This window comes from Acidobacteriota bacterium (genome assembly GCA_016184105.1).
Taxonomy (GTDB): Bacteria; Acidobacteriota; Vicinamibacteria; order Vicinamibacterales; family 2-12-FULL-66-21; genus JACPDI01.
Genome location: JACPDI010000007.1, coordinates 61141 through 81262, shown reverse-complemented (window position 1 = coordinate 81262; position 20122 = coordinate 61141). Strand labels below are relative to the sequence as shown.

At 70.5% G+C, this 20122-nt stretch carries 11 protein-coding genes; 4 read left to right on the top strand and 7 right to left on the bottom strand.

Annotation, left to right across the window (positions count from 1 at the left end):
* Window positions 1-4: 4 nt before the first annotated feature.
* Window positions 5-4633 (bottom strand): DEAD/DEAH box helicase, encoded by a 4629-nt coding sequence (locus HYU53_01820; protein ID MBI2219928.1) that lies wholly within the window; start codon window positions 4631-4633, stop codon window positions 5-7.
* Between the two features lie 85 nt (window positions 4634-4718).
* On the opposite strand from HYU53_01820, the gene HYU53_01815 reads away from it, so the two are divergent.
* Window positions 4719-4931 (top strand): hypothetical protein, encoded by a 213-nt coding sequence (locus tag HYU53_01815; protein MBI2219927.1) that lies wholly within the window; start codon window positions 4719-4721, stop codon window positions 4929-4931.
* On the opposite strand, the gene HYU53_01810 is transcribed toward HYU53_01815, so the two are convergent.
* Entirely contained in the window at window positions 4912-5517 is a 606-nt protein-coding gene (locus HYU53_01810) for a protein-L-isoaspartate(D-aspartate) O-methyltransferase (protein ID MBI2219926.1), read from the bottom strand. The genes HYU53_01815 and HYU53_01810 overlap by 20 nt on opposite strands.
* Before the next feature lie 155 nt (window positions 5518-5672).
* Between HYU53_01810 and HYU53_01805 the strand changes: the two genes are divergently transcribed.
* Complete coding sequence (locus HYU53_01805; GenBank protein ID MBI2219925.1) at window positions 5673-6392, top strand: polysaccharide deacetylase family protein; 720 nt, start codon at window positions 5673-5675, stop codon at window positions 6390-6392.
* 29 nt (window positions 6393-6421) lie between these two features.
* Here the strand turns inward: HYU53_01805 and hflB are convergent, their stop codons facing one another.
* Entirely contained in the window at window positions 6422-7792 is a 1371-nt protein-coding gene (hflB, locus tag HYU53_01800) for an ATP-dependent zinc metalloprotease FtsH (GenBank protein MBI2219924.1), read from the bottom strand.
* Between the two features lie 645 nt (window positions 7793-8437).
* Here hflB and HYU53_01795 point away from each other — a divergent pair.
* Both HYU53_01795 and HYU53_01790 read left to right on the top strand, forming a co-directional pair.
* Window positions 8438-9094, top strand: a complete 657-nt coding sequence (locus HYU53_01795) for a CDP-diacylglycerol O-phosphatidyltransferase (GenBank protein MBI2219923.1) — start codon at window positions 8438-8440, stop codon at window positions 9092-9094.
* Entirely contained in the window at window positions 9094-11100 is a 2007-nt protein-coding gene (locus HYU53_01790) for a PBP1A family penicillin-binding protein (protein MBI2219922.1), read from the top strand. Before HYU53_01795 ends, HYU53_01790 begins: the two co-directional genes overlap by 1 nt.
* 22 nt (window positions 11101-11122) lie before the next feature.
* Here the strand turns inward: HYU53_01790 and HYU53_01785 are convergent, their stop codons facing one another.
* Genes HYU53_01785 through HYU53_01770 form a run of 4 tightly spaced genes read right to left on the bottom strand, consistent with a single transcriptional unit; the run spans window position 11123 to window position 20071 of the window.
* On the bottom strand, window positions 11123-12139 hold the full coding sequence (locus HYU53_01785; GenBank protein MBI2219921.1) for a nitrilase: 1017 nt from the start codon (window positions 12137-12139) through the stop codon (window positions 11123-11125).
* Window positions 12136-15510 carry a VCBS repeat-containing protein gene (locus HYU53_01780; GenBank protein MBI2219920.1) on the bottom strand — a complete coding sequence of 1125 codons (3375 nt, stop codon included), beginning with the start codon at window positions 15508-15510 and terminating at the stop codon, window positions 12136-12138. Before HYU53_01780 ends, HYU53_01785 begins: the two co-directional genes overlap by 4 nt.
* Window positions 15507-17213 carry a CRTAC1 family protein gene (locus HYU53_01775; GenBank protein MBI2219919.1) on the bottom strand — a complete coding sequence of 569 codons (1707 nt, stop codon included), beginning with the start codon at window positions 17211-17213 and terminating at the stop codon, window positions 15507-15509. The genes HYU53_01780 and HYU53_01775 overlap by 4 nt, the downstream gene beginning before the upstream one ends.
* A complete protein-coding gene (locus tag HYU53_01770) occupies window positions 17210-20071 on the bottom strand; it encodes a tetratricopeptide repeat protein (GenBank protein MBI2219918.1) in 2862 nt (953 codons plus the stop codon). Before HYU53_01770 ends, HYU53_01775 begins: the two co-directional genes overlap by 4 nt.
* Window positions 20072-20122: the final 51 nt, after the last annotated feature.

The window sequence follows — 20122 nt, the reverse complement described above, 5'->3', positions numbered from 1 at the left end:
TATCTCACGATCGGATGATAAGTGTGACTGTCCCCCTTATTTCTCGCCGAGGGCGCGGGAGCAGCATGCCCATCGCGGACGAGACGAAGCCCGCATCGCGCAGGTACGGGCCGAGGGGATGATCTTCCGCGCGCACGGCATCGATGTCCGTGACGAGCAGTCCTCCGCCTCGCCCCTTGCCCTCGCGCGCGATGTCCGCCAGGCGCGCCGCCAGCGCGCGCGCGGCCACGCTGCGCGCAGGCTCGTCGCCGGGAAGGGAGGAGAGAATCTGCCGGCCGCCCCGCCCGATGAAAGCTGCGAGCGCGCCATTCACGATGAGCACGCTCGCGCCGACGGTGCGCGTGGGTTTGCCCTGAGCGAGTCCGCTCGTTGATCCGGCGGGCGAGTCGAAGGGCCATTTCAGCAGCGCCCCGTACGGATTGGCTGGATCGGTCGCTGCGAGCGCGATCGCCTCAGGTTCCTGCGGCTCGTCGCGCAGCGATCGCAGCAGGTCGAGCGCCGGCGGCACAGCAAACTGCGTGGCGGCGAGGCCGGCGATGAAATATCCGCGCCGGACCCGTCCCGTGTCCTCGAGCGTCTTGAGGACCTCGTAGATCGACGAGAACCCGCCCGGAATCCCTTCCGCGGTGACCGCCTCGCGCGTGAGCACGCCGTAGCGCGCGAGTAACTGCTGCGCGAGCGCCGCCGCGCGTTCGGTGGGGGACACCCTGCGGCCCGCGCGCGCCTCGACGAGCGACCACCGTCCTTCCGCGGACGCGGGCGTCGTCCGGCGACTGCGGAAGCGCGTGCCGGCGCGCGCCGCCTTGCGATCGCGGCTGCCGCCGGCGGTTAGGTAGGCGCGCAGCGCGTGGGGCGTGTCGTTGGTGACGAGCCCGCTCCAGACGAGCGTCCAGATGGCCCCGACGGTGTCTGCGGGGTATCCGCCCCCGGCCGCTTCGTGCAGCGCCGGAAAGAAGGACGCCCCTTCGCGCTCGAGGTGCTCGAGAATCGCGCGCTCGCGCGGCCCCAGGTCTTCCGCATTCACCCGAGGCGCCCACAATCGAGGCAGGGAATCGGCCAGGAACAGCGCGACGCGTCCATCGCGCTCGCCCAGTGGGTCCACGCCGGTCCAGACCACCTCGCCGGCGGCCATGAGCGCGTCGAGATCGGCGGGCGAGTAGCCGTCAACGCGTGCGGGCAGAATCTCGCGCTCGAGAACGGAAGCGGCGACCGGCGCGCCCTGGAGCAGCTCGATCGAATCGAGCAGCGCGTCGAGCCCGCGCCGCGGGCGCGCGGCCCCTTGCCACGAGGCGAGCAGACGGCCGAGGGCACGGGGCTCGACCGGCTCGACCTGCTTCCGCAGTCTTGCCAGCGATCGGCGCCGGATGATCGCGAGGTTCTCCGGATCGCACCATTCCCGCTCGCGGCCGCCGGGGCGGAATGCGCCCTCCAGGAGCTGTCCGGCCGCCATCAGCCCGGCGAGCGTGCCGTGCGCGATTGCGGCACCGAGGCCGTATCGTCCGGCGAACTGCGCCGCCGTGAATGGACCATGCGTGCGTGCGAAGCGCCGCGCGAGATCCGCGAGCGCGTGTGGCGCCGGCGCGAGCAGCGACTCGGGCACGCCGGCGGGCAGCGGCACCCCCAGCGCGTCGCGATAGCGCGCGGCGTATTCCACCGGAATCCAACGCCGATCGCCGGCAACGCGGACCGGGAGCAGGCGGCGCGCCGCCGCAAGCGCCGCCGTCGCGTCCGCGGCGTCGAAGCCGGCCGCCGACCGCGCGGCGATCTCCGGCGCGTTGAGGTCGCCCAGCCGCAGCAGGGCGTCATGCAGCGCATCGGCCGAGCGGACCCGCGCGCGCGCTTCGAGGTGCTGGCGCTGTCGCTCGAGTTCGTCGATGGCGTCGGCGTCGAGCAGCTCGCGCAGCTCCGCACCGCCCAGCAGCTCGCGGAGTTGTGACTGATCGATGGCGAGCGCCTGCGCCCGGCGCTCCGCGAGCGGCGCGTCGCCGTCGTACAGGAAATTGGCGACGTAGCCGAACAGCAGCGACCCGGCGAAGGGCGAGGGCGTCTCCGAATCGAGCGTGATCGCCCGCATGCGGCGATCGCGCACGAGCCTCATGGTTTCCACGAGCGCCGGCATGTCGAACACGTCACGGAGGCATTCGCGATACGCCTCGAGGACGATCGGGAACGATCCGTACCGCGCCGCGACCGCGAGCAGGTCCGCCGCGCGCTTGCGCTGCTGCCACAGCGGCGTGCGCGCGGCGGCGCGGCGGCGCGGCAGCAGCAGCGCGCGCGCCGCCGACTCGCGGAACTTGGCGGCAAACAGCGACGAGGCTCCCAGCTGGCTGACGACGAGCGGCTCGACCTCGTCGGGGTCGATGAGGACGAGCGAGGTGTCGGGCGGCGCGTCGCTGTCCGGGAAGCGGATCACGAACCCATCATCGCTCCACATGGTTTCGACCACGAGGTCGCGCTCGCGGCGGAGGCGCTCGGTGACGGCAAGCGACCACGGCGCGTGCACCCGTCCGCCGAGCGGCGACAGCACGCAGACGCGCCAGTCGCCCAGCTCGTCGCGCACGCGCTCGATCACGAGCGTCTGCTCGTCCGGCACGGCGCCGGACGCCTCCTGCTCGCGCAGGTACGCCACCAGATTCTCCGCGGCGCCGCGATCGAGATCGTGGTCTCGCACCAGCCGATCGATCGCGGCCGGCGCGGGCAGCTGGCGGAGCGTCCGCACGAGGGTGCCGATCTCCCGCCCGAGCTCCAGTGGTCTGCCCGCGCCCTCTCCCTTCCAGAACGGCATCTTGCCGGGCTCGCCCGGAGCGGGGGAGACCATCACGCGGTCGTGCGTGATCTCCTCGATGCGCCACGTCGAGGCGCCAAGCAGGAACGTCTCCCCCACGCGGCTTTCGTGGACCATCTCTTCATCAAGCTCGCCCACGCGCGCCGCGCCCTTGCCGGCGCCGGCCAGGAACACGCCGTACAGGCCGCGGTCCGGGATCGTTCCGGCGTTGGCAACGGCAACCCGCGCCGCTCCCTCGCGCGCCTCCACCGTGCCCTTCACGCGATCCCACGTGACGCGTGGCTTCAGCTCCGCGAACTCGTCGGACGGATAGCGGCCGGCAAGCATGTCGAGCACGCCCTCGAACACCGCGCGACTGAGTTCGGCGTACGGCGCGGCCTGCCGGACGAGCGCGAAGAGGCCGTCCACGCCCCACGCGCGCGTGGAGGTCATCGACACGATGTGTTGGGCGAGCACGTCGAGCGGGTTACGGGGGTACCGGCTCGCCTCGACGCGCCCTTCGCGCATCGCGCGCGTCACGGCGGCGCACGCGACCAGGTCGCCGCGGTACTTCGGGAAGATCACTCCGCGGCTCGGCGCGTCGATCTGGTGGCCGGCGCGGCCAATCCGCTGCATGCCGCTCGCCACCGATGGAGGCGCCTCGATCTGCACGACGAGATCCACCGCGCCCATGTCGATGCCGAGCTCCAGCGACGAGGTGGCGACCAGGCCGCGAAGCGCGCCGGCCTTCAGCCGATCCTCGACGTCGAGCCGCTGCTCGCGCGCAAGCGAGCCGTGGTGCGAGCGGACCAGCGTGTCACCCGCCAGCTCGTTGAGCGCCGCCGCCATCCGCTCGGCGAGGCGCCGGCTGTTCACGAAGATCAGCGTGGTCCGGTGCGCGCGGACAAGCTCCAGGAGCCGCGGGTGAATGGCGCTCCAGATGGACGGTGCGGACGGCCCCAGCGATGCGGGCCCGCCTGGGATGTCCGGCGCTGCGAGCCGCGCCATGTCCTCAACGGGCACCTCGATGCGCAACTCCAGCCGCTTCCGCTCGCCGGTGTCCACGATCGCGACCGGCCTGAACGCCGGCGCCGCGCGCCGCGCGGCGAACTCGTCGTGCAGCACACCGGCGGCCGAACCCTTCGAACCAATCGAACCCTTCGAACCCCTCGAACCTTTCGAACCCTTCGAACCTTTCGAACCATCCACTCCCCCCAGGAACCTGGCGACCTCCTCCAGCGGCCGCTGTGTGGCCGACAGTCCCACGCGCTGCAACGTGCCGCCGGTCAGTTCCTCCAGGCGCTCGAGCGAGACCGCCAGGTGCGCGCCGCGCTTGGTCGGCACCAGCGCGTGGATCTCGTCGACGATCGCCGTGTCCACGCCGCGCAATGCGTCGCGGGCGGCCGACGTGAGCATGAGGTACAGCGACTCGGGGGTGGTGATCAGGATGTCGGAGGGCTCCCGGCGAAAGCGCGCGCGCTCGGACTGCGGCGTGTCGCCGGTGCGGATCGCCACCGTGGGAACCTGGTGCGCGTCGCCGCGCGCGCCGGCCACGCGCGCGATCCCGGCGATCGGCGCGCGAAGGTTCCGCTCCACGTCGACCGCGAGCGCCTTCAGCGGAGAAACGTAGAGGACGCGACAGCGGCGCCCGGGGGACGGCGGTGCCTCGAACATGAGGCGGTTGATGCACCAGAGAAACGCGGCGAGCGTCTTCCCGCCGCCGGTCGGCGCGAGGATCAGCGTGGACTCGCCACGTGCGATCGCCGGCCAGCCGAGCGCCTGGGCCGAGGTGGGCGCCTCGAACGACGCCTCGAACCACGCGCGCACGGCGGGATGAAATGCCTCGATCGCCTTCCCCTGTCGTCCCACAGCCGAATCTTACGTTATAGTGGAAATTGTCATGGGTGATTCCGGCGAAGGCCTTATCGACGCTGAAGCACGTATCCAGGAACGCATGGACGAACGGGCCGCTGAACGTGAGCGGCGGCTGAACACGGTGACGATCGATCCCGAGCGCCACCGCGAAATTGAATCGCTGCGGCTCGCGCGCGCGCAACTCCAGCAGCAGGCGGAAGCGGCCGCGCACCCGGTGCGCCGCCAGCAGGTCGAGCTCGCGCTGAAGGAGATCGACGAGCGCCTCGCCGCGCTCACCGCCGCGGCGGTTTGACCATCGGCACGAACCGGACGGGGATCGTCGTCTCGCGAACAAGTCCCGTCGGCGTCCGGCGGATGGCAATCAGCTCCTGGTACGCGCTCCCCACGGGGACCACCATCGTTCCGCCGACGGCCAGCTGATCGACGAGCGCGCGCGGTACCTCCGGCGGCGCGGCCGTCACGATGATCCGCGGAAACGGCCCCCGCTCCGGCCAGCCGGCGTAGCCGTCACCGGCACGCACCTGCACGTTTCGATAGCCGAGGCGCGCGAGCGTGCCTCGCGCGCGCTCCGCGAGGTCGGGAATCAGCTCGATCGTCAGCACTTCGCTGGCCAGTTCTGCCAGCACCGCAGCCTGGTAGCCCGAACCGGTGCCGATTTCCAGCACCACGTCGGACGGCGTCACCTGCAGCAGCTCGGTCATGAACGCCACGATGTAGGGTTGTGAGATCGTCTGGCCGTGCCCGATCGCGAGCGGGCGATCGGAGTACGCGTCGCGCGCCTGTCCCGGCGGAACGAACTCGTGGCGCGGCACGCGGCGCATCGCGGCGAGGACTCTGGGATCGCGGACGCCGCGCGCCTCAATCTGCGCGCTCACCATGCCGTCGCGCTCCGCGCGGCGGGCGCCGGCGCGCGGCGGGTCGCTGACGGGCTGCCGGGAAACGTCGAGCTGAGGGGCGAGCGGGCAGCCGAGCAGAACGACCAGGAGCGGAAGGTATCGCACGAGCAGGCCCCTTGCGGCGATCATACCGCCGTATGCTGTGGATCCTCGTCATCGGCGCGGTGCTCAAGGCGCTGTCCCACACGGCGCCGTTTCCGTTTCTGCTGGAGCGGTTCGCGCCGGCCCAGGCGCTGTGGCGAATGCCCGCGGGCGCGACGCCCACCGTCTACCTGACGTTCGACGATGGCCCGAACCCGGCGGCCACCCCTGAGCTGCTCGACGTCTTGCGCCGGCACGGCGCCACCGCCACGTTCTTCCTGATCGACGACCACCTGAATGCATCCACGGCGCCAATCGTGCGCCGGATGGCGGAGGAAGGGCACGCCGTCGCCATTCACGCGAACACGCGGGCGCTGATGCTGAAGACGCCGGGCGAGTTCGCGCGTTTTCTCGAGCAGGCGGCGCAGCGCATCGAGCAGCTTGCCGGCGCGACGCCGTGCCGCCTCTTTCGCCCGCACGCCGGCTGGCGCGGCGGATCGATGTACGCGGGCGCCGCGCGCGCCGGCTATCGAATCGTGGGATGGGGTTGGGGATTGTGGGACTGGAACTGGTATCGCGCGCGCGATGCCGAGTCGATCGTCGCGCGCATCACGCGCCGCGCATCTCCCGGCGACATCATCGTCCTGCACGATGGACATCACCGGGATCCGCGCGCCGATCGGCAGTATGCGATCGCGGCCGTCGATCGACTGGTCCCCGCGCTGCGCACGCGGGGGTTCAGCTTCGGGAATCTCTGTACCCCGGTGCCGCGATGACGGTGCAGAACCTCTGCACCTCCGCGCGTCTAGATCCCGTTCTGCGCGAGGACGGCGCGGATGTTCTCCGCGTCGAGCGTCTCGGTCTGCAGCAGCGCTTCGGCAAGCGCCTTCACCGCATCACGATGCCGCTCGAGCAGGGCGCGGGCAACCTGGTAGGCGTCCATGACGATGCGCTCCACCTCGCCGTCAACGCGCTGGGCCGTCGCCTCGCTCGACTGGTGCGGGCGCTCTCCCTCTTGCTGCGGCCCTTTGCGCGGGAACTTCAGCGGGCCGAGCGGCGACATCCCGAACTCGCACACCATCCGCTCGGCGATCTCCGTCGCGCGCTCGATGTCGTTCGACGCGCCGCTCGTCATGTGGTTCATGAAGAGCTCCTCGGCGACGCGCCCCCCCATCAGGATGGCCACGGATGTCTCGAGATAGGCCTTCGTGTAGGCGTGCCGGTCCATTTCCGGCAGCTGCATCGTGAGCCCCATGGCCCGGCCGCGCGGGATGATCGTCACCTTGTGAAGCGGGTCCGCGCCCGGCATGAGCGCCGCCACCACCGCGTGCCCGGCCTCGTGGTACGCGCAGTTCACGCGCTCCGCCTCGCTGAGCACGATCGACCGCCGCTCGGCGCCCATCATCACCTTGTCGCGCGCCGCCTCGAAGTCGGGCGCCGACACGCTGGGACGTCCCTCGCGCGCCGCGAGCAGCGCCGCCTCGTTCACCAGGTTCGCGAGATCCGCGCCCGAGAAGCCCGGCGTCCCGCGCGCGATGGCGCGCAGGTCCACGTCGGGATCGATCCGCACGCGCCGCGCGTGCACGCGCAGGATCTCGTCGCGCCCTCTCAGATCCGGGTTGCCGACCACCACCTGGCGATCGAAGCGCCCCGGCCGCAGCAGCGCGGGATCGAGGATGTCCTGCCGGTTGGTCGCCGCGATGACGACGATGCCCTGGCGCGCGTCGAACCCGTCCATTTCGACGAGCAGTTGATTGAGCGTCTGCTCGCGTTCTTCGTGGCTCAGCGAGTGGCCGCCGCGTTTGCGGCCGACCGCATCCAGTTCGTCGATGAACACGATGCACGACGTGTGTTTGCGGGCCTCCTTGAACAGCTTGCGGACGCGCGACGCGCCGACGCCCGCATACATCTCCACGAAATCCGAGCCGCTCGCGAACAGGAACGGAACGCCCGCCTCTCCGGCGATGGCGCGCGCCAGCAACGTCTTGCCGGTTCCCGGTGGTCCCACGAGGAGCACACCCTTGGGAATGCGCCCGCCGAGCGCCGCGTATCTCCCGGGCTCGCGCAGGAACCCAACGATCTCTTTGACCTCGTCCTTCGCCTCGTCCACGCCGGCAACGTCCGTGAACAGGATGGCGGCATCTCCCCCCTCCGCGACCCGCGCCCGCTGCTCCATCGAGGGGATCCGCCCCGCGGTCACGCGATAGACTGCAAAGCCAACGAGGGCAATCGCGAGCACGCCCGCGACGATCGGCGTGAAGATGGCAATCGCCGACTCCCGTTCGGCCACCACCGTCACGCGCACGCCTTTGCGCGCCAGGTCGGTGAGGAACGCGCCGTTGGTCGTGAAGAACGACGGCGGCGCGATGGTACGTTCGGTAGGTCCGGCGTTCAGCACGATGTCCACGGCCGTGCCGGCGATCGTCACCTGCTTCACCGCGCCGGATTCGGCCTGCCGGACGAACTCCGAGAAGGGCACCTCCGTCAGCGCCGGCACAGCGTTCTGCCGCCAGACGGCCGTCCCGAGCACCAGGATTGCGAAAATGCCGGCTGCCAGCGCCAGCTTGCGGAAATGCCGTGAGATGCGGGAAAACAAGACGGCCCCTTCAGCCGCGCGCCGGGAAGCGCGGCGGCGTACGTCCACCGCAGCCGCGAGGACGTTGATGAGTTGTTAGGAAGCGCCGCGCCGGGGAACGAGGCGTGTACTGATTTTACACGACGCGAATATGGGTGTAAACCTCTGACAAAACGAACCTTAGCTCTGCCGTATCGCGGTGCGTTCGCCTGGCTCGTGCATGCCTACACGGCTTTGGGAGCCGTCATGGCGTTTCTGGCCCTGCTCGACGCGATTCGCGGCGACACGCGGATGACCTTCGCCTGGCTGGCTGTCGCGACCTTCATCGACGGGACTGATGGGGCGCTCGCGCGGGCGGCGCGCGTGAAGACGTACGCAGCGACCCTCGATGGCGCCCGCATGGATGACATCGTCGACTACCTGACGTTCGTCTTTATCCCCGCGTTCATCGTCTATCAGATGAGGATGGTGCCCGACGGCCTGGCCATCGCGGTGGTGGCAGCGATGCTGCTGTCGAGCGCCTTTGGCTTCACGCTGCAGGATGCGAAGACAGAGGATCACTTCTTTACCGGGTTTCCCTCGTACTGGAACATCGTCGTGCTGTACATGATTGGGCTGGGCACCACCGCCGGGCTGAATGCGGCCCTGCTCCTGCTGCTGGCGGCGCTCGTGTTCGTTCGCGTCGGGTATATCTACCCGTCCCGCACGCCGACGTGGCGCGCTGCCACCCTTGCGCTCGGCGCCGCATGGGCGGCTGCGATGATAGTCGTTGTCTGGACCCTGCCCGCGCCTCCCCGCGCGCTGGTGATCGGCTCGCTCGTCTTTCCCGTCTACTACATTGTGCTCTCCCTCCTGCTGCAGGGGCGGCGAACGAAAGCCGGCGAAGCCCGCCGCGAAACCTGATGACGACCCGCACGCAACGCCGCGCGGGCGCGGTGCTCCTGGTCGTGGTCGCCGCGATCGGCGTGCTGTCGGCCGGCTGGGTGTTGCGCTACGGCTGGGCGATCCGCAAGCTGACGCGCGGCGTCGGCGACACCGTGTTCTACGACCGGGCCGGCCGCCCCTGGTTCCGGATGGACGAGCAGCGCCAGGACGTGCCGCTCGCGCGCATCTCGCGGCACCTGCAGCATGCCGTCATCGCGGTGGAGGACCACCGCTTCTATCGCCATCCGGGCATCGACCCGCTGGCGCTCGGCCGCGCGGTTGTCCGCAATGTCGCGGACGCGGAAGTGGTGGAAGGGGGCAGCACGCTGACCCAGCAGCTCGCGCGCACGCTGTTTCTGAGCAACCGCCGCACGTGGGGACGCAAGGCGCGCGAGGCCGGCATCGCGCTGCTGCTCGAGAGCGAGCTGACGAAGGACCAGATCCTCGAGCTGTATCTCAACCGCATTTACATTTCCGCCGGGCACTACGGCGTCGAGACCATGTCGCGGCACCTGTTTGGAAAGCCCTCGCGCGATCTCTCGCTCGCGGAGGCTGCGCTCGTCGCCGGGCTCATCCGCGCCCCCGGCGCGCTCTCCCCCTGGAGCAATCCGGACGGCGCAGTCCGTCGCAGCCACGTCGTGCTGGCGAGGATGCGCGAGCAGGGATTCATCAGCGCGGCGCAGGAGGCGCAGGCAAGGCGCGCGCGCGTGCGCATCCGGCCCTATCCCGCGGCGCAGCAGGCGCGCGCCGGCTACGCGAAGGAATACCTGCGCCAGCAGTTTCGCAACCGCTTCGGCGGCGACCATCCGCCAGACTGGAAAATCGAGACAACGTTCGATCCCGAGCTGCAGGACCTGGCGGAGCGCGCCGTGCAGCAGGGGCTCGCGCGCGTCTCGCGGCGCCGTGACCTGCAGGCGGCGCTCGTCGCGATCGATCCGCGTACGGGAGACATCCTCGCGCTCGTGGGCGGCCGCGACTTCTCAACGTCCCAGTTCAATCGCGCGGTGCGCAGCCGGCGGCAGCCCGGGTCGGCGTTCAAGCCGTTCGTGTATGCCGCCGCGCTCTCGCGCGGTTACTCGCCGGTGTCGGTGCTGCAGGGCCTGTCGTCGATACCACCGCAAGGACCGGACGAGTGGTCGCCTCGAAACGCCAGCGACGACAGCAACGCGGACGAACTGACGATCCGCGCCGCGATTGTCGAGAGCGACAACCGCGCGGCGACCGCCATGCAGCAGAAGATCGGCGCACGTCCCGTGTTGCGGCTGGCGGATGCGCTCGGCATGCGCGATCTGCCCGACGTGCCATCGCTGGCGCTCGGGTCGGGCGAGGTGACGCCGCTCGAGCTGACCGCAGCCTTCGGCGTCTTCGCCAACCTGGGGACTGGGGCCAGGCCGCGGGCGGTCAAGCGGGTGCTCGATGCCGATGGCGGCGTGGCGCTGCGAAACGACGTCCGCCAGGAGCGAGTGCTGGAGCCGGACGTCGCGTTCCAGATGCAGTCCATGCTGCGCGACGTGATCGATCGCGGGACCGGGTCGCCGGCCCGGCAGTGGGGCGTGAATTTTCCGGCCGGTGGCAAGACCGGCACGACTGATGATTTCCGCGACGCCTGGTTCGTCGGATTCTCCAGCGAAATTGTCGCCGGCGTCTGGGTGGGCTTCGACCAGCCCGCGACGATCGCGGACCGCGCGTACGGCGCGCGCTTCGCGCTGCCGATCTGGTCGGACTTCATGCGTCGCGCCGCCCGGAAGTATCCGCCGCAGGACTTCGACCGCCCGGCCGGTCTCACCGAGGAGCCGCTCTGCCGCGACTCGTACCTGCGCCCCGTCGAGGACTGCCCGCTCTACACGGAGTACTTCAAGGAGGCAGACGAGGTGCCGTCCAAGCTGTGCCCGCTCCACGAGGGCAGCCTGCGCCAGCGTGCGCGACGGGCGATGCAGGAGCTTCTTGCCGAGCTGGGCCGAGCCCTCAAAGGGGTATTTCGCTGAAGGAAAAGGGGGACTGTCCCCCTTAACATCGAGGGGGACGCGACGTTCCCTTCGCCGCCTGGATCCGCTCGAGATTCGCTTCGTAAGAGAACGTTGGGCCTTCGGCCCCGGCCGCGAGCGGCGGATACACGTGCCGCGAGTAAACCGGGTACGCCTCCGTCCGCAGGTGCGCCAGCATGTGGTGCCCGGTGCGCACCTCGCGCTCGTGCCGCAACGCGCCCACGTCTATCGGCGCCACCACGATCCGCTCGCCCGGTCCCGGTGACGCCTCCGCGAGAATCCGGCCGTCGAAGTCCACGACCTGGCTGCCGCCCGGCCACGAGTATGGCGGGTAGTGCCGCAGGCTCGCGCCCTGGTTCGCGGCGACGACGAACGCGATGTTCTCGAGCGCGCGGCAGCGGTTCACGAGCGTCCACCAGTTCATCGGCTCGGTTGCGCCCCACGGATCCATGTACGCCGACACGCGCACGAGCACTTCCGCGCCGTTCGCGGCGAGCTGCCGGATCGCCTCGGGAAACAGCCAGTCGTAGCAGATCGCGCAGCCGATCCGGCCGATCGGCGTGTCCGCGACCGGGAAGAGCGGCTCGTCGTACCCCGGGAGGTCGTGCGGGCTCGCGTGCACCTCGTAGGGAATCCACGGATTGACCTTTCGATACTTGTACAGGATCCCTTCCGGGCCGATCAGGCACGTCGTGTTGAAGACGACGCCGGGCCATCGCGCGTCCGTTTCGAGCATCGACCCGCTCTGGATGTAGATGCCGTGCTCGCGCGCCTTTCGCGCGAGCCGCTCGGTGTGCTCGTTGGGAACGGGGACCGCGAGCGTCTCCAGCAGCTCGCGGGCGGTGGCGTACATCGGCGCCGCGTGCGCGAACTCGGGAAACACCACGAGCTTCACGGGCAGGAACGGCGCGCTGCCCGCCACGGCGGCGTCGATCATCGCGAGCATGCGATCGGTGTTCGCCCGCATCGCGGTGCGATCGGCCGGATTGGGCATGTCGGTCTGGCAGGCGGCGACGGCGTACCTCAGCGTGGTCTTCATGGTTGTCGGATGTGGTGGCCACGAATCAGCTCGAGCGGGGGCAGCGCCTTCGGCACGATGCGGGTGTTGTACCGCTCGACGTACTCCCGGTGCCTCCCCTCGTCCGGGTACCGCTCCGGAGCGGCGTAGGGATACTGCGTCATGCGGTGGAAGGGGAGCGGCCCGAGCGTGTCCGGGCTGGACGAGTGCGGATCCATCTCCTTGCTGTAGCCGTTTGCATAGAGCAGGAACGTGCGCGCCCAGCCGTGGCGGAGGGGCGGCACGGCGCTCGCGTCGAACGCGAGCGCGATGTCGTCGCCGGGGCGCGACACGACGAACAGATCGTCGACCCCCGTGAGCAGCTCGCGCACGTCCCCCTCGCGCGTGTAACGGCCGGGCAGCAACTTCCACGGGGATATGGGCGAGGTGCGCGCGTAGTCGTAGCCGAACGGCTCGCGGCCATCGGGCGACAGCTCCGCAGAAAAACCGCGCCAGCGGAGCGAGGCGCCCACAGGCTCGAGCCGAACGACGTCCACCGGCGCCGGCAGGCCGGACGTGTCCACCAGGATCCGATCCCAGTAGATCCGCATCGCCGTCGAGACGCGCACTTCGTTTGCAGCGGGAGGCAGCAGGCCGGTGAGATCCACCGGCACGGTCTGGGGCCGCCCGACCGGCACGCCAATGTCTTCGATCGCGGTGCGCCAGCGGCCGTCGGGCCCGCGCCATTCGAGCGACGGCGCGACGAGCCGCAGTCCCGCCTGGGACGCGGCCACGTTGTCGCGTGAGAAGGCGTAATCCGTCCAGCCGGTGAGCAGGAGGAGCACGCGCGCGTTCGCGGCGCGTGGCGGCAGCGTGAGCGTCACCGAGTGCGGCGCGGCGTAGCCGCGGATCCGCTCGAGCGCGAAGTCGTCCGGGTAGCGGCGATCGATCGCCGAGACGCGCTCGAGGACGTCATGCCCGTGTTCGTCGGCCGCGGCGGCGGGCGGCTGCGCCCCGCGCGTGGCGTACAGCTCGAACGGGGGAGGCGTCGCTCCCATCCCTTCGCGCGGATAGACTGCCGTTCCCTCCGGGTGATCGACGGCCAGCAGCTGCACGCGGTCCAGGAACACCGCCTCTTCCAGCTCGTTGGTCACACGCAGCTCGTACCGCCCATCGCGGGGACGCAGCTGCGTCGATTCGATCCGCACGTATTCGTCCGGGTCCGGCGTGCTCCGCACGCCGGGTGCGACCCAGTACCCCAGCTCCCCGCCGCCGAGGAAGTCCGTCACGAACTCGAAGCGCGTGCCGTTCCACGTGAAGAGGTACGGGCACGACGAAGGCTTGCGATCGAGTTCGCGGATGGTGACGAGCGCAGACGGCGGCGGCTCCGCCGACTCTTCAGCGACCTCGGCCTGCAGGATGCCCGCGGGCCACAGAACGCGGACGACATCCGCGCTGCGGCGATGGCCGAGACCGAACACGATGTCTGATGCGGTGGGCGCCGGAGTGGCGCTGACGGTTTCGATCTGCTGGCGCAGGCTGCCGGCGCGGATCTCCACGCGCGCGCCCACGGCGGACCGGTTGCTGACCCGCGCAGAGAGGCGGACGCGGAGCGAGCGCCGATGACCGCCGCTGTTCCGAAAGACCCGGACGCCGTTGGCGCCGGCCGCGATCAGTTCCGGCGTGCCGTTGCCGTCGAGGTCTCCGGCCGCCAGCGTGGCATCGGTCCCCGCGGCGCCGCGCGCCTCGCCCACGGCCCGCGCGGTGGCGTCGATCCACGCGGTGCCCGCGTTGCGAAGGACGTGCAGGCCGTCGGGGCCGGACGTGACAAGGTCCAGCAGCCCGTCGATGTCGTAATCGACGAGCAGCGCGGCCGCAGCGTTCGTGGTGCCCGGGTGGGCCTCCGACACCGCGAAGTGTCCGCGTCCGTCGCTCGAGGCCCAGAGGCCAGGCGCGCCTGCCCTGCAGAAGAACGCGTCGGTGAATCCATCCTTGTTGACGTCGCCGACCGCCACGCACGCGGCAGCGGTCGCCGCGTCGAGCCGGGCCTCCGCCGCGGCATCGGCAAAGGTTCCGTCGCGCATGTTGCGCATCAGTCGCGCCGGCTGTCCCGCCGGGGCGACGAGCACGTCCACGTCGCGCCGGTTGTCGTAGTCGGTCGGGACGACGGCGAGCGCCCGCGGTGCGATCGCCAGACCCGAAGCCGCGGCGATGTCCGCAAAGGTGCCGTTGCCGTTGTTGCGAAGCAGCAGCGGCGGCGCGAGCAGATCGAGGTCGCCGTCGTGATCCGCGTCCAGCCAGGAGGCAGTGGTGGTGCCGCGCGCGGTGGCCAGCGCCGTTCCGGCTGTCGCGTCGGTGACATCCGTGAATCGCCCGCCCGGCTCCTGCCGGAAGAGCGCGGGGCGGGCCGGGGACAGCACGAAGAGGTCCGCGCGATCGTCGTTATCGTAGTCGCCGAAGACCGTTCCCGTCGCGTCCTTCGCGCCCGAGAGGCCCGCCTGCGCCGTGACGTCCGTGAAGCGGCCCGCGTCGTTCCGGAACAGCAGCACGCCGACGGCGCCAGCCACCGCCAGGTCGAGGTCGCCATCACCGTCGACATCGAACAGCGTTGCGCCGCGCGCGGCGCCGGCGTGCGGGCCCGGGAGCGCGGTCGCCGTCGCGTCGGTGAACGTCACCGCGGGAACTCCCGGGTCGACCAGCTCCGGCTCCGCCCCCGTGGAGGCCATCGCCACCGCGTACCGTCCCTGCTCGAGATAAACCTGTGAGAAGGATGTCGCGTGGCCGCTCGCGCGCAGGCGCTGGAAACGCGCCATCGCGGCGGCTCCTTCTTCACGCGCGCCGCTGCGGAGGAGCGCGGTCGCGAGCCCGTACGCGGCCGTGGCGTGGTACGGCTCCAGCCGCGTCGCGCGGCGGAACGCATCGACCGCCTCGGCAAACCGCTGCTCCTGCGTGAGGAGTTGCCCGAGGTTGATTGTCGTGCCGAGGTCGTCCGGATCGGCCCGCTGCACGCGGGTGAACGCCTCGATGGCGTCGGCGGTCCGGTTCCCGGCGCGCGCGACCAGGCCCAACACGTAGTCCGCGTGCAGCCGCGTGGCCGGGGTTGCGCGCACCGCTTCCGCGGCACGCCGTGCGGGCTCGATCTCTCCCGCGTAGAAGAGCGCGATCGCCAGGTTCAGCCGCGCGATCGCGAGGTCCGGCGCCAGAGCGATCGCCTGGCGAAACGAGCGCGCCGCCGCGGTGAAGTCGAACTGTTCCAGGTACGCGACGCCGATGTTGTTGGCGCGGTGGGCGGATTCCATCGTCAGCGCCGGCCGCTCCGCGCCGGCTTGGGCGTCGGGGCGCCGAGCGGCGCTCGGGAGGACCGCGGCTGCCGCCGCCAGCGTCGCGGCCGCGGCCGCCAGCCGGAAGGTCACCGCGCGCCCCGGCTGCGAGCCGGCGACCGCGACGTGACGCCCTTTCCCTCGATGATGGCGAGCTGCTGGTTGGCCTCGGCGCCCGGCAGCGTCTCGGTGCGGCCGTTCGGCCAGCGGACGTCGATCCTCTCGACCCGCGCGGCGCGGCCGAGGCCGAAGGTGAGCGGCAGCTCGCTCTGGGACGCGTAGCTCGATCCGGTCTTCACCATGGCCCACGGCGACGCGGAGCCGCCCGGCAGGATGACACGCGCGAAGGCGCCGATGGCATCGCGGCTGGCGCGCGTGCCCGCGAGTTGCACGCGCAGGTACCGGTTGGCGTTGCCTCCGTCGTTCCGCAGCAGGTGCGCCGGGCCGTTGTTGGTGCTGAGGAGCACGTCGAGATCTCCGTCGCCGTCGTAGTCGCCGTACGCGGCGCCGCGGGCCACCAGCCGCTGCGCGAGGCCCGCGCCCGCCGTCGCGGTGACTTCCTCGAACCGCCGCGAACCCCTGTTCCGGAACAGGTGAGGACGTTGCGCGTACGTGACGCGCGGCTGCACGGCGGCGATGTCGCCGGCCACGTGACCGTTGGCGGCGAACACGTCCAGCAGGCCGTCCAGATCGTAGTCGAAGAAGAAGCAGCCGAAGGTGAGTGTCAGCAGCGAGGCGCGGCCGATCGTCGCGCGCGGCGCCTCGTCGATGTAGAGGCCGTTCCCTTCGTTCGTGTACAGCGCCATCATCTCGTTCGAGAAGTTGCCGATGATGAGGCTCTGGCGCCCCGAGCCGTCGTAATCGGCCGCATCCACGCCCATGCCGGCGCGGGCGACCCCCGCCTCGTTGAACGCGACCCCCGCGGTCAGCGCCACGTCCACGAACGTCCCGTTGCGCCGGTTCTCGTACAGCTGGTTCGGCTGCGTGTCGTTGGCGACGAACAGGTCCATCCAGCCGTCCCCGTTGTAGTCGGTGAGCGCGACGCCGAGCGCCTTCGACTCGGGGTCGGCCACCCCGGCGCGCGCCGTGACGTTCTCGAACGTGCCGTTGCCGCGGTTCCGGTACAGCGTGGGGCTCTGCCCTTTGTAGGATTCCGGCGTGCAGTACGACTTCGTGCGGCCGTCCAGCGTGCAGAACAGGTCGTTTTCCGGCGTCCACTCCACGTAATTGGCGACGAAGAGATCCAGCCGCCCGTCGCGGTCGTAGTCGAACCACGCCGCGCTCGTCGAGAACCCAGGGTCCCCCACGCCGGCGCGCGCCGTCACGTCCTCGAACACCAGGCCGCCGAGATTGCGAAACAACCGGTTTCTGCCGAGCGCCGCGATGTAGAGATCCACCCGCCCGTCGTTGTCGTAATCCGCCGCGGCGACGCCGATGCCGTAGATCGGCACCGCGAGCCCGGCGCGCGACGTCACGTCGGTAAACGTGGCGTTCCCGTTGTTGCGATAGAGCGCCATCACCGCCCGCGACGCGCGGGCGCCTGGGAACGAGGTCGAGTTGACGAGCAGGATGTCCTGCCATCCGTCCCCGTCGGCATCCAGGAACGCGCCGCCCGAACCCATCGTCTCCGGCAGGTACTTCTTCCCGAAGGCGCCGTTGGTGTGCGTGAAACGGATCCCGGCCTGCGCCGTCACGTCCGAGAATCCCGGCGCGGCCGCGTCTGCGGCGGCGACCAGGATTGCGAGAGCGGCGAGGAGAGGGCCGGCGGAACGAAGCGCCTTCGGCGTCATCGTCATCGCGGCACGCGCCCGGACACGGCGGTCATCGTCGCCTCGAGCGGCGCCGGCGAGCGGTGCTCGTGGATCGGCTGCCGCTCGTTGTTGTCGTCCGGGTGAAGCTGCCGGTACGGGCCGGTGATCGCCTGCGCGCTCTCGTCGGCCTTGAACCGGCGGTAGAGCGTTTCCTCGCGCGCCGCCTGCGCGTGCTCGCCGAGCCCGCGGTAGCACAGCATCAGGTTGTAGTGCGCCTGGAGGTCTTCGGGATCGATCGCGAGCACCCGGCGGAACGACTCCACGGCGTCCTTGTACTGCCGTTGCAGGAACTGGACGCGCCCGAGCTGGTTCAGCACGACGCGATCGCGCGGGTACTGCGACCCCGCGGTCCGCAGGTGTTCGAGCGCTTCGTCGTACCGGCCGAGGCTCTTGAGCGCGGTGCCCAGGAAGAAGTGCGTCTTGGCGAGCGTGGGGTTCAGCGCGAGCGCCTTCCGCAGCGCGTCCTCGGCGCCCGTCATGTTGCCTTCCTGGATCCGCGCGCGCGCGACGTTCACCCATCCGTCGGCATACGCCGGCTCGATGCCGGTCACCTGCAGGAAGGCGGCCTCGGCCCCCTTCAGGTCTCCCTGCAGCAGCAGCCCGATCCCGTAGTCGTTCCAGCGCTCGCGCGCCCGGCTGATCTCCACCGGCCTCGCTCCCGAGGCGGGATACTCCGTGACGGCCGGCACCGTCGCGCCCGCGGGCACCACGCGCAGCGTCGTCTCGCGCTGCGCCATCACGGTCGTTGGAATGTCGGGAATCCGCTTCATCGCGCCCGACACGCCCGACGTGTCCCCGGTGAACACCCATCGGCCGTCGTCGTGGGCCGGCGTCACCGAGTAATCTCCCTGCTGCGGGTCTCTCACGCCGGCATACGCCCATTGCGTGGTCCACCACGCGAACTTCCGGTAGTTCACCTTCGCCCGCAGCGTGATCGCGCGCGCGTCGTCCGGCACGCGCACGCGGTAGTGGACGGTATCCGCCGCGCCCGGGGGAATGAGGCGGACGTAGGCGACCGAGCGCGTCATCCACGCGTTGCGCTTGTTGATCGGGTTGCCGTTCCCGTCGAGCATCAGGCTGCGGTAGAAGTGCGCCGCCGGATCGACCGGGCCGCGGCCGCCGCCTGCCGCCTCGCCGCTGTGAAACACCGTGCGCCCCTTGTCGTCCACCCCTTCCAGTTCGACCCACACGTCGAAGGCGTCCACCGTCCCGCCGGGGAAGAAGTGACCGACCTTTCGCGTGCGCACGACCACCTCGACGCGGACCGACTCGCCGGCGCGCAGCGACGGCATCGTCTCGTCGATCGTGCCGATCACGGGCGCGGCCGGCCGGATGAACGCCTGCTGCGCGCCGAAGCCCATCGACTCCTCGCCGACGGCGAACGTGCTGGCGATCGCGGGCTCCGCGGCGGCAACGCGCCTGCGCGCCGCCGGCGCGCCCTCCTCGCCGCGCACGATCCCGAAGATATCCACCGACACCTGGCCGTCCTGCAGGAACTGCTGCACCGCGCGGAGCTGCTCCGTGTCGCCGTTGACATACGGCACGGCGGTGTTCGCCGCCGCGAAGCGGTGCGAGCGGACGAAGCCGTTCTTCGCGGCCGGATCCGTCGACGGCACGAGCGGCATGTGGCAGTCCATGCACGTCTGCGGCTGCGCCGGGTAGTAGAAGGACCGCGCCCCTTCGCCGGACACGCCGGAGGCCTGCCAGTTGTCGTACTCGTTGAAGCCCCTGAACCACCGGTAGCCGTTGACCGGGACGTCGAGGTGCACCTTGTGGCACGACGAGCAGAACTCCGCGGACTGCTCGCGGTGAAACGGCTTCAGGAACGTCTCACGGTGCGGCTGCGGATCCAGGTAGAGCAGGGCGTCGTGCGCCTTCCGCAGGACAGGGTGATCGCTCGCCGCCAGGTCGTGCAGCGGCGGGTACTCGATCACGAAGTCTCCCTGCCCCATCGTGCTGTTGACGCGTGTGATTGCGTGGCACGAGGTGCAGGAGAGTCCCGCCTGCGCTTCCGGCGTCTCGATCTGGTCCCTGATGGGCCGATCGAAACGGCCGTTGAAGAACACCGCATGATCGTGGCAGCCGGCGCACCACTTGGACGGCTTCGTGCCCACCACGTCCTGCATGTACTCGATCGACTTGCGGTACCACTGGTTGTTGAAGGACGAGAAGTGGTGCATCGACGATCGCCATTCTTCGAAAAGCTCACGGTGGCACCGGCCGCAGCTTTCGCTCGTCATGAAGAAGTTCGAGGGGATGAGGCCGCCGACGTTGGTATCGGCAGACGAGGGGAAGAACGGGCTGGACGCGCCCGCACCTTCCTCCTCCATCCGCGCCGGCACGACGTGAGGGTTGACGATCCTGCCGAGCACTTCCGCGTCGCTTCGCTGCCTGACGGCGACAGCCGACGTCCACCCCACGGCCAGCAGCGCGATCAGCATGGCCCCTGCCGTGGCGGGACGCGGCCGGGGAAGCCCGGGCCGGACGCGGGCGGCCACGGCCGCAAGGGCGGTCGCCGCGCCAAGCGTGGAGACCGCGAGGTGCGCGACCAGCAACCCGCGGTAGGGGCGCGTCGCGCCTGTCACGAGCAGCGAGGCTCCGAGCAGCGCCCCCGCGGCGCAGAGCGCGACGGCGACGCGCCAAAGCAGGGACATCGACCCGGCGCGCCGCTGGATCCAGCGCAGCGCCAGAGCGCCCGTGACGAGGCCGAGCACCGGGTGCAACGCGACGTTGGCGAAATAGAACAGCGACGGGGTTGCGAACGCCGCCAGATAGGCCGAGTTGACGAGTAGAACCGCGACGCACCAGCTCAGCCGGCGCGACGACGAGAATGCTGAGAGCATAGGCCTGCCCGGCAGCCGCGGCGCCGCCGTCAAGTAGAGGAAGCTAGGCTA

Coding starts and splice junctions, on each gene's coding strand:
- HYU53_01815 (MBI2219927.1), top strand. CDS start 4,719: ATGGACGAACGGGCCGCTGAACGTGAGCGGCGGCTGAACACGGTGACG.
- HYU53_01810 (MBI2219926.1), bottom strand. CDS start 5,517: ATGGTGAGCGCGCAGATTGAGGCGCGCGGCGTCCGCGATCCCAGAGTC.
- HYU53_01805 (MBI2219925.1), top strand. CDS start 5,673: ATGCTGTGGATCCTCGTCATCGGCGCGGTGCTCAAGGCGCTGTCCCAC.
- hflB (MBI2219924.1), bottom strand. CDS start 7,792: ATGGAGCAGCGGGCGCGGGTCGCGGAGGGGGGAGATGCCGCCATCCTG.
- HYU53_01795 (MBI2219923.1), top strand. CDS start 8,438: ATGGCGTTTCTGGCCCTGCTCGACGCGATTCGCGGCGACACGCGGATG.
- HYU53_01790 (MBI2219922.1), top strand. CDS start 9,094: ATGACGACCCGCACGCAACGCCGCGCGGGCGCGGTGCTCCTGGTCGTG.
- HYU53_01785 (MBI2219921.1), bottom strand. CDS start 12,139: ATGAAGACCACGCTGAGGTACGCCGTCGCCGCCTGCCAGACCGACATG.
- HYU53_01775 (MBI2219919.1), bottom strand. CDS start 17,213: ATGACGATGACGCCGAAGGCGCTTCGTTCCGCCGGCCCTCTCCTCGCC.
- HYU53_01770 (MBI2219918.1), bottom strand. CDS start 20,071: ATGCTCTCAGCATTCTCGTCGTCGCGCCGGCTGAGCTGGTGCGTCGCG.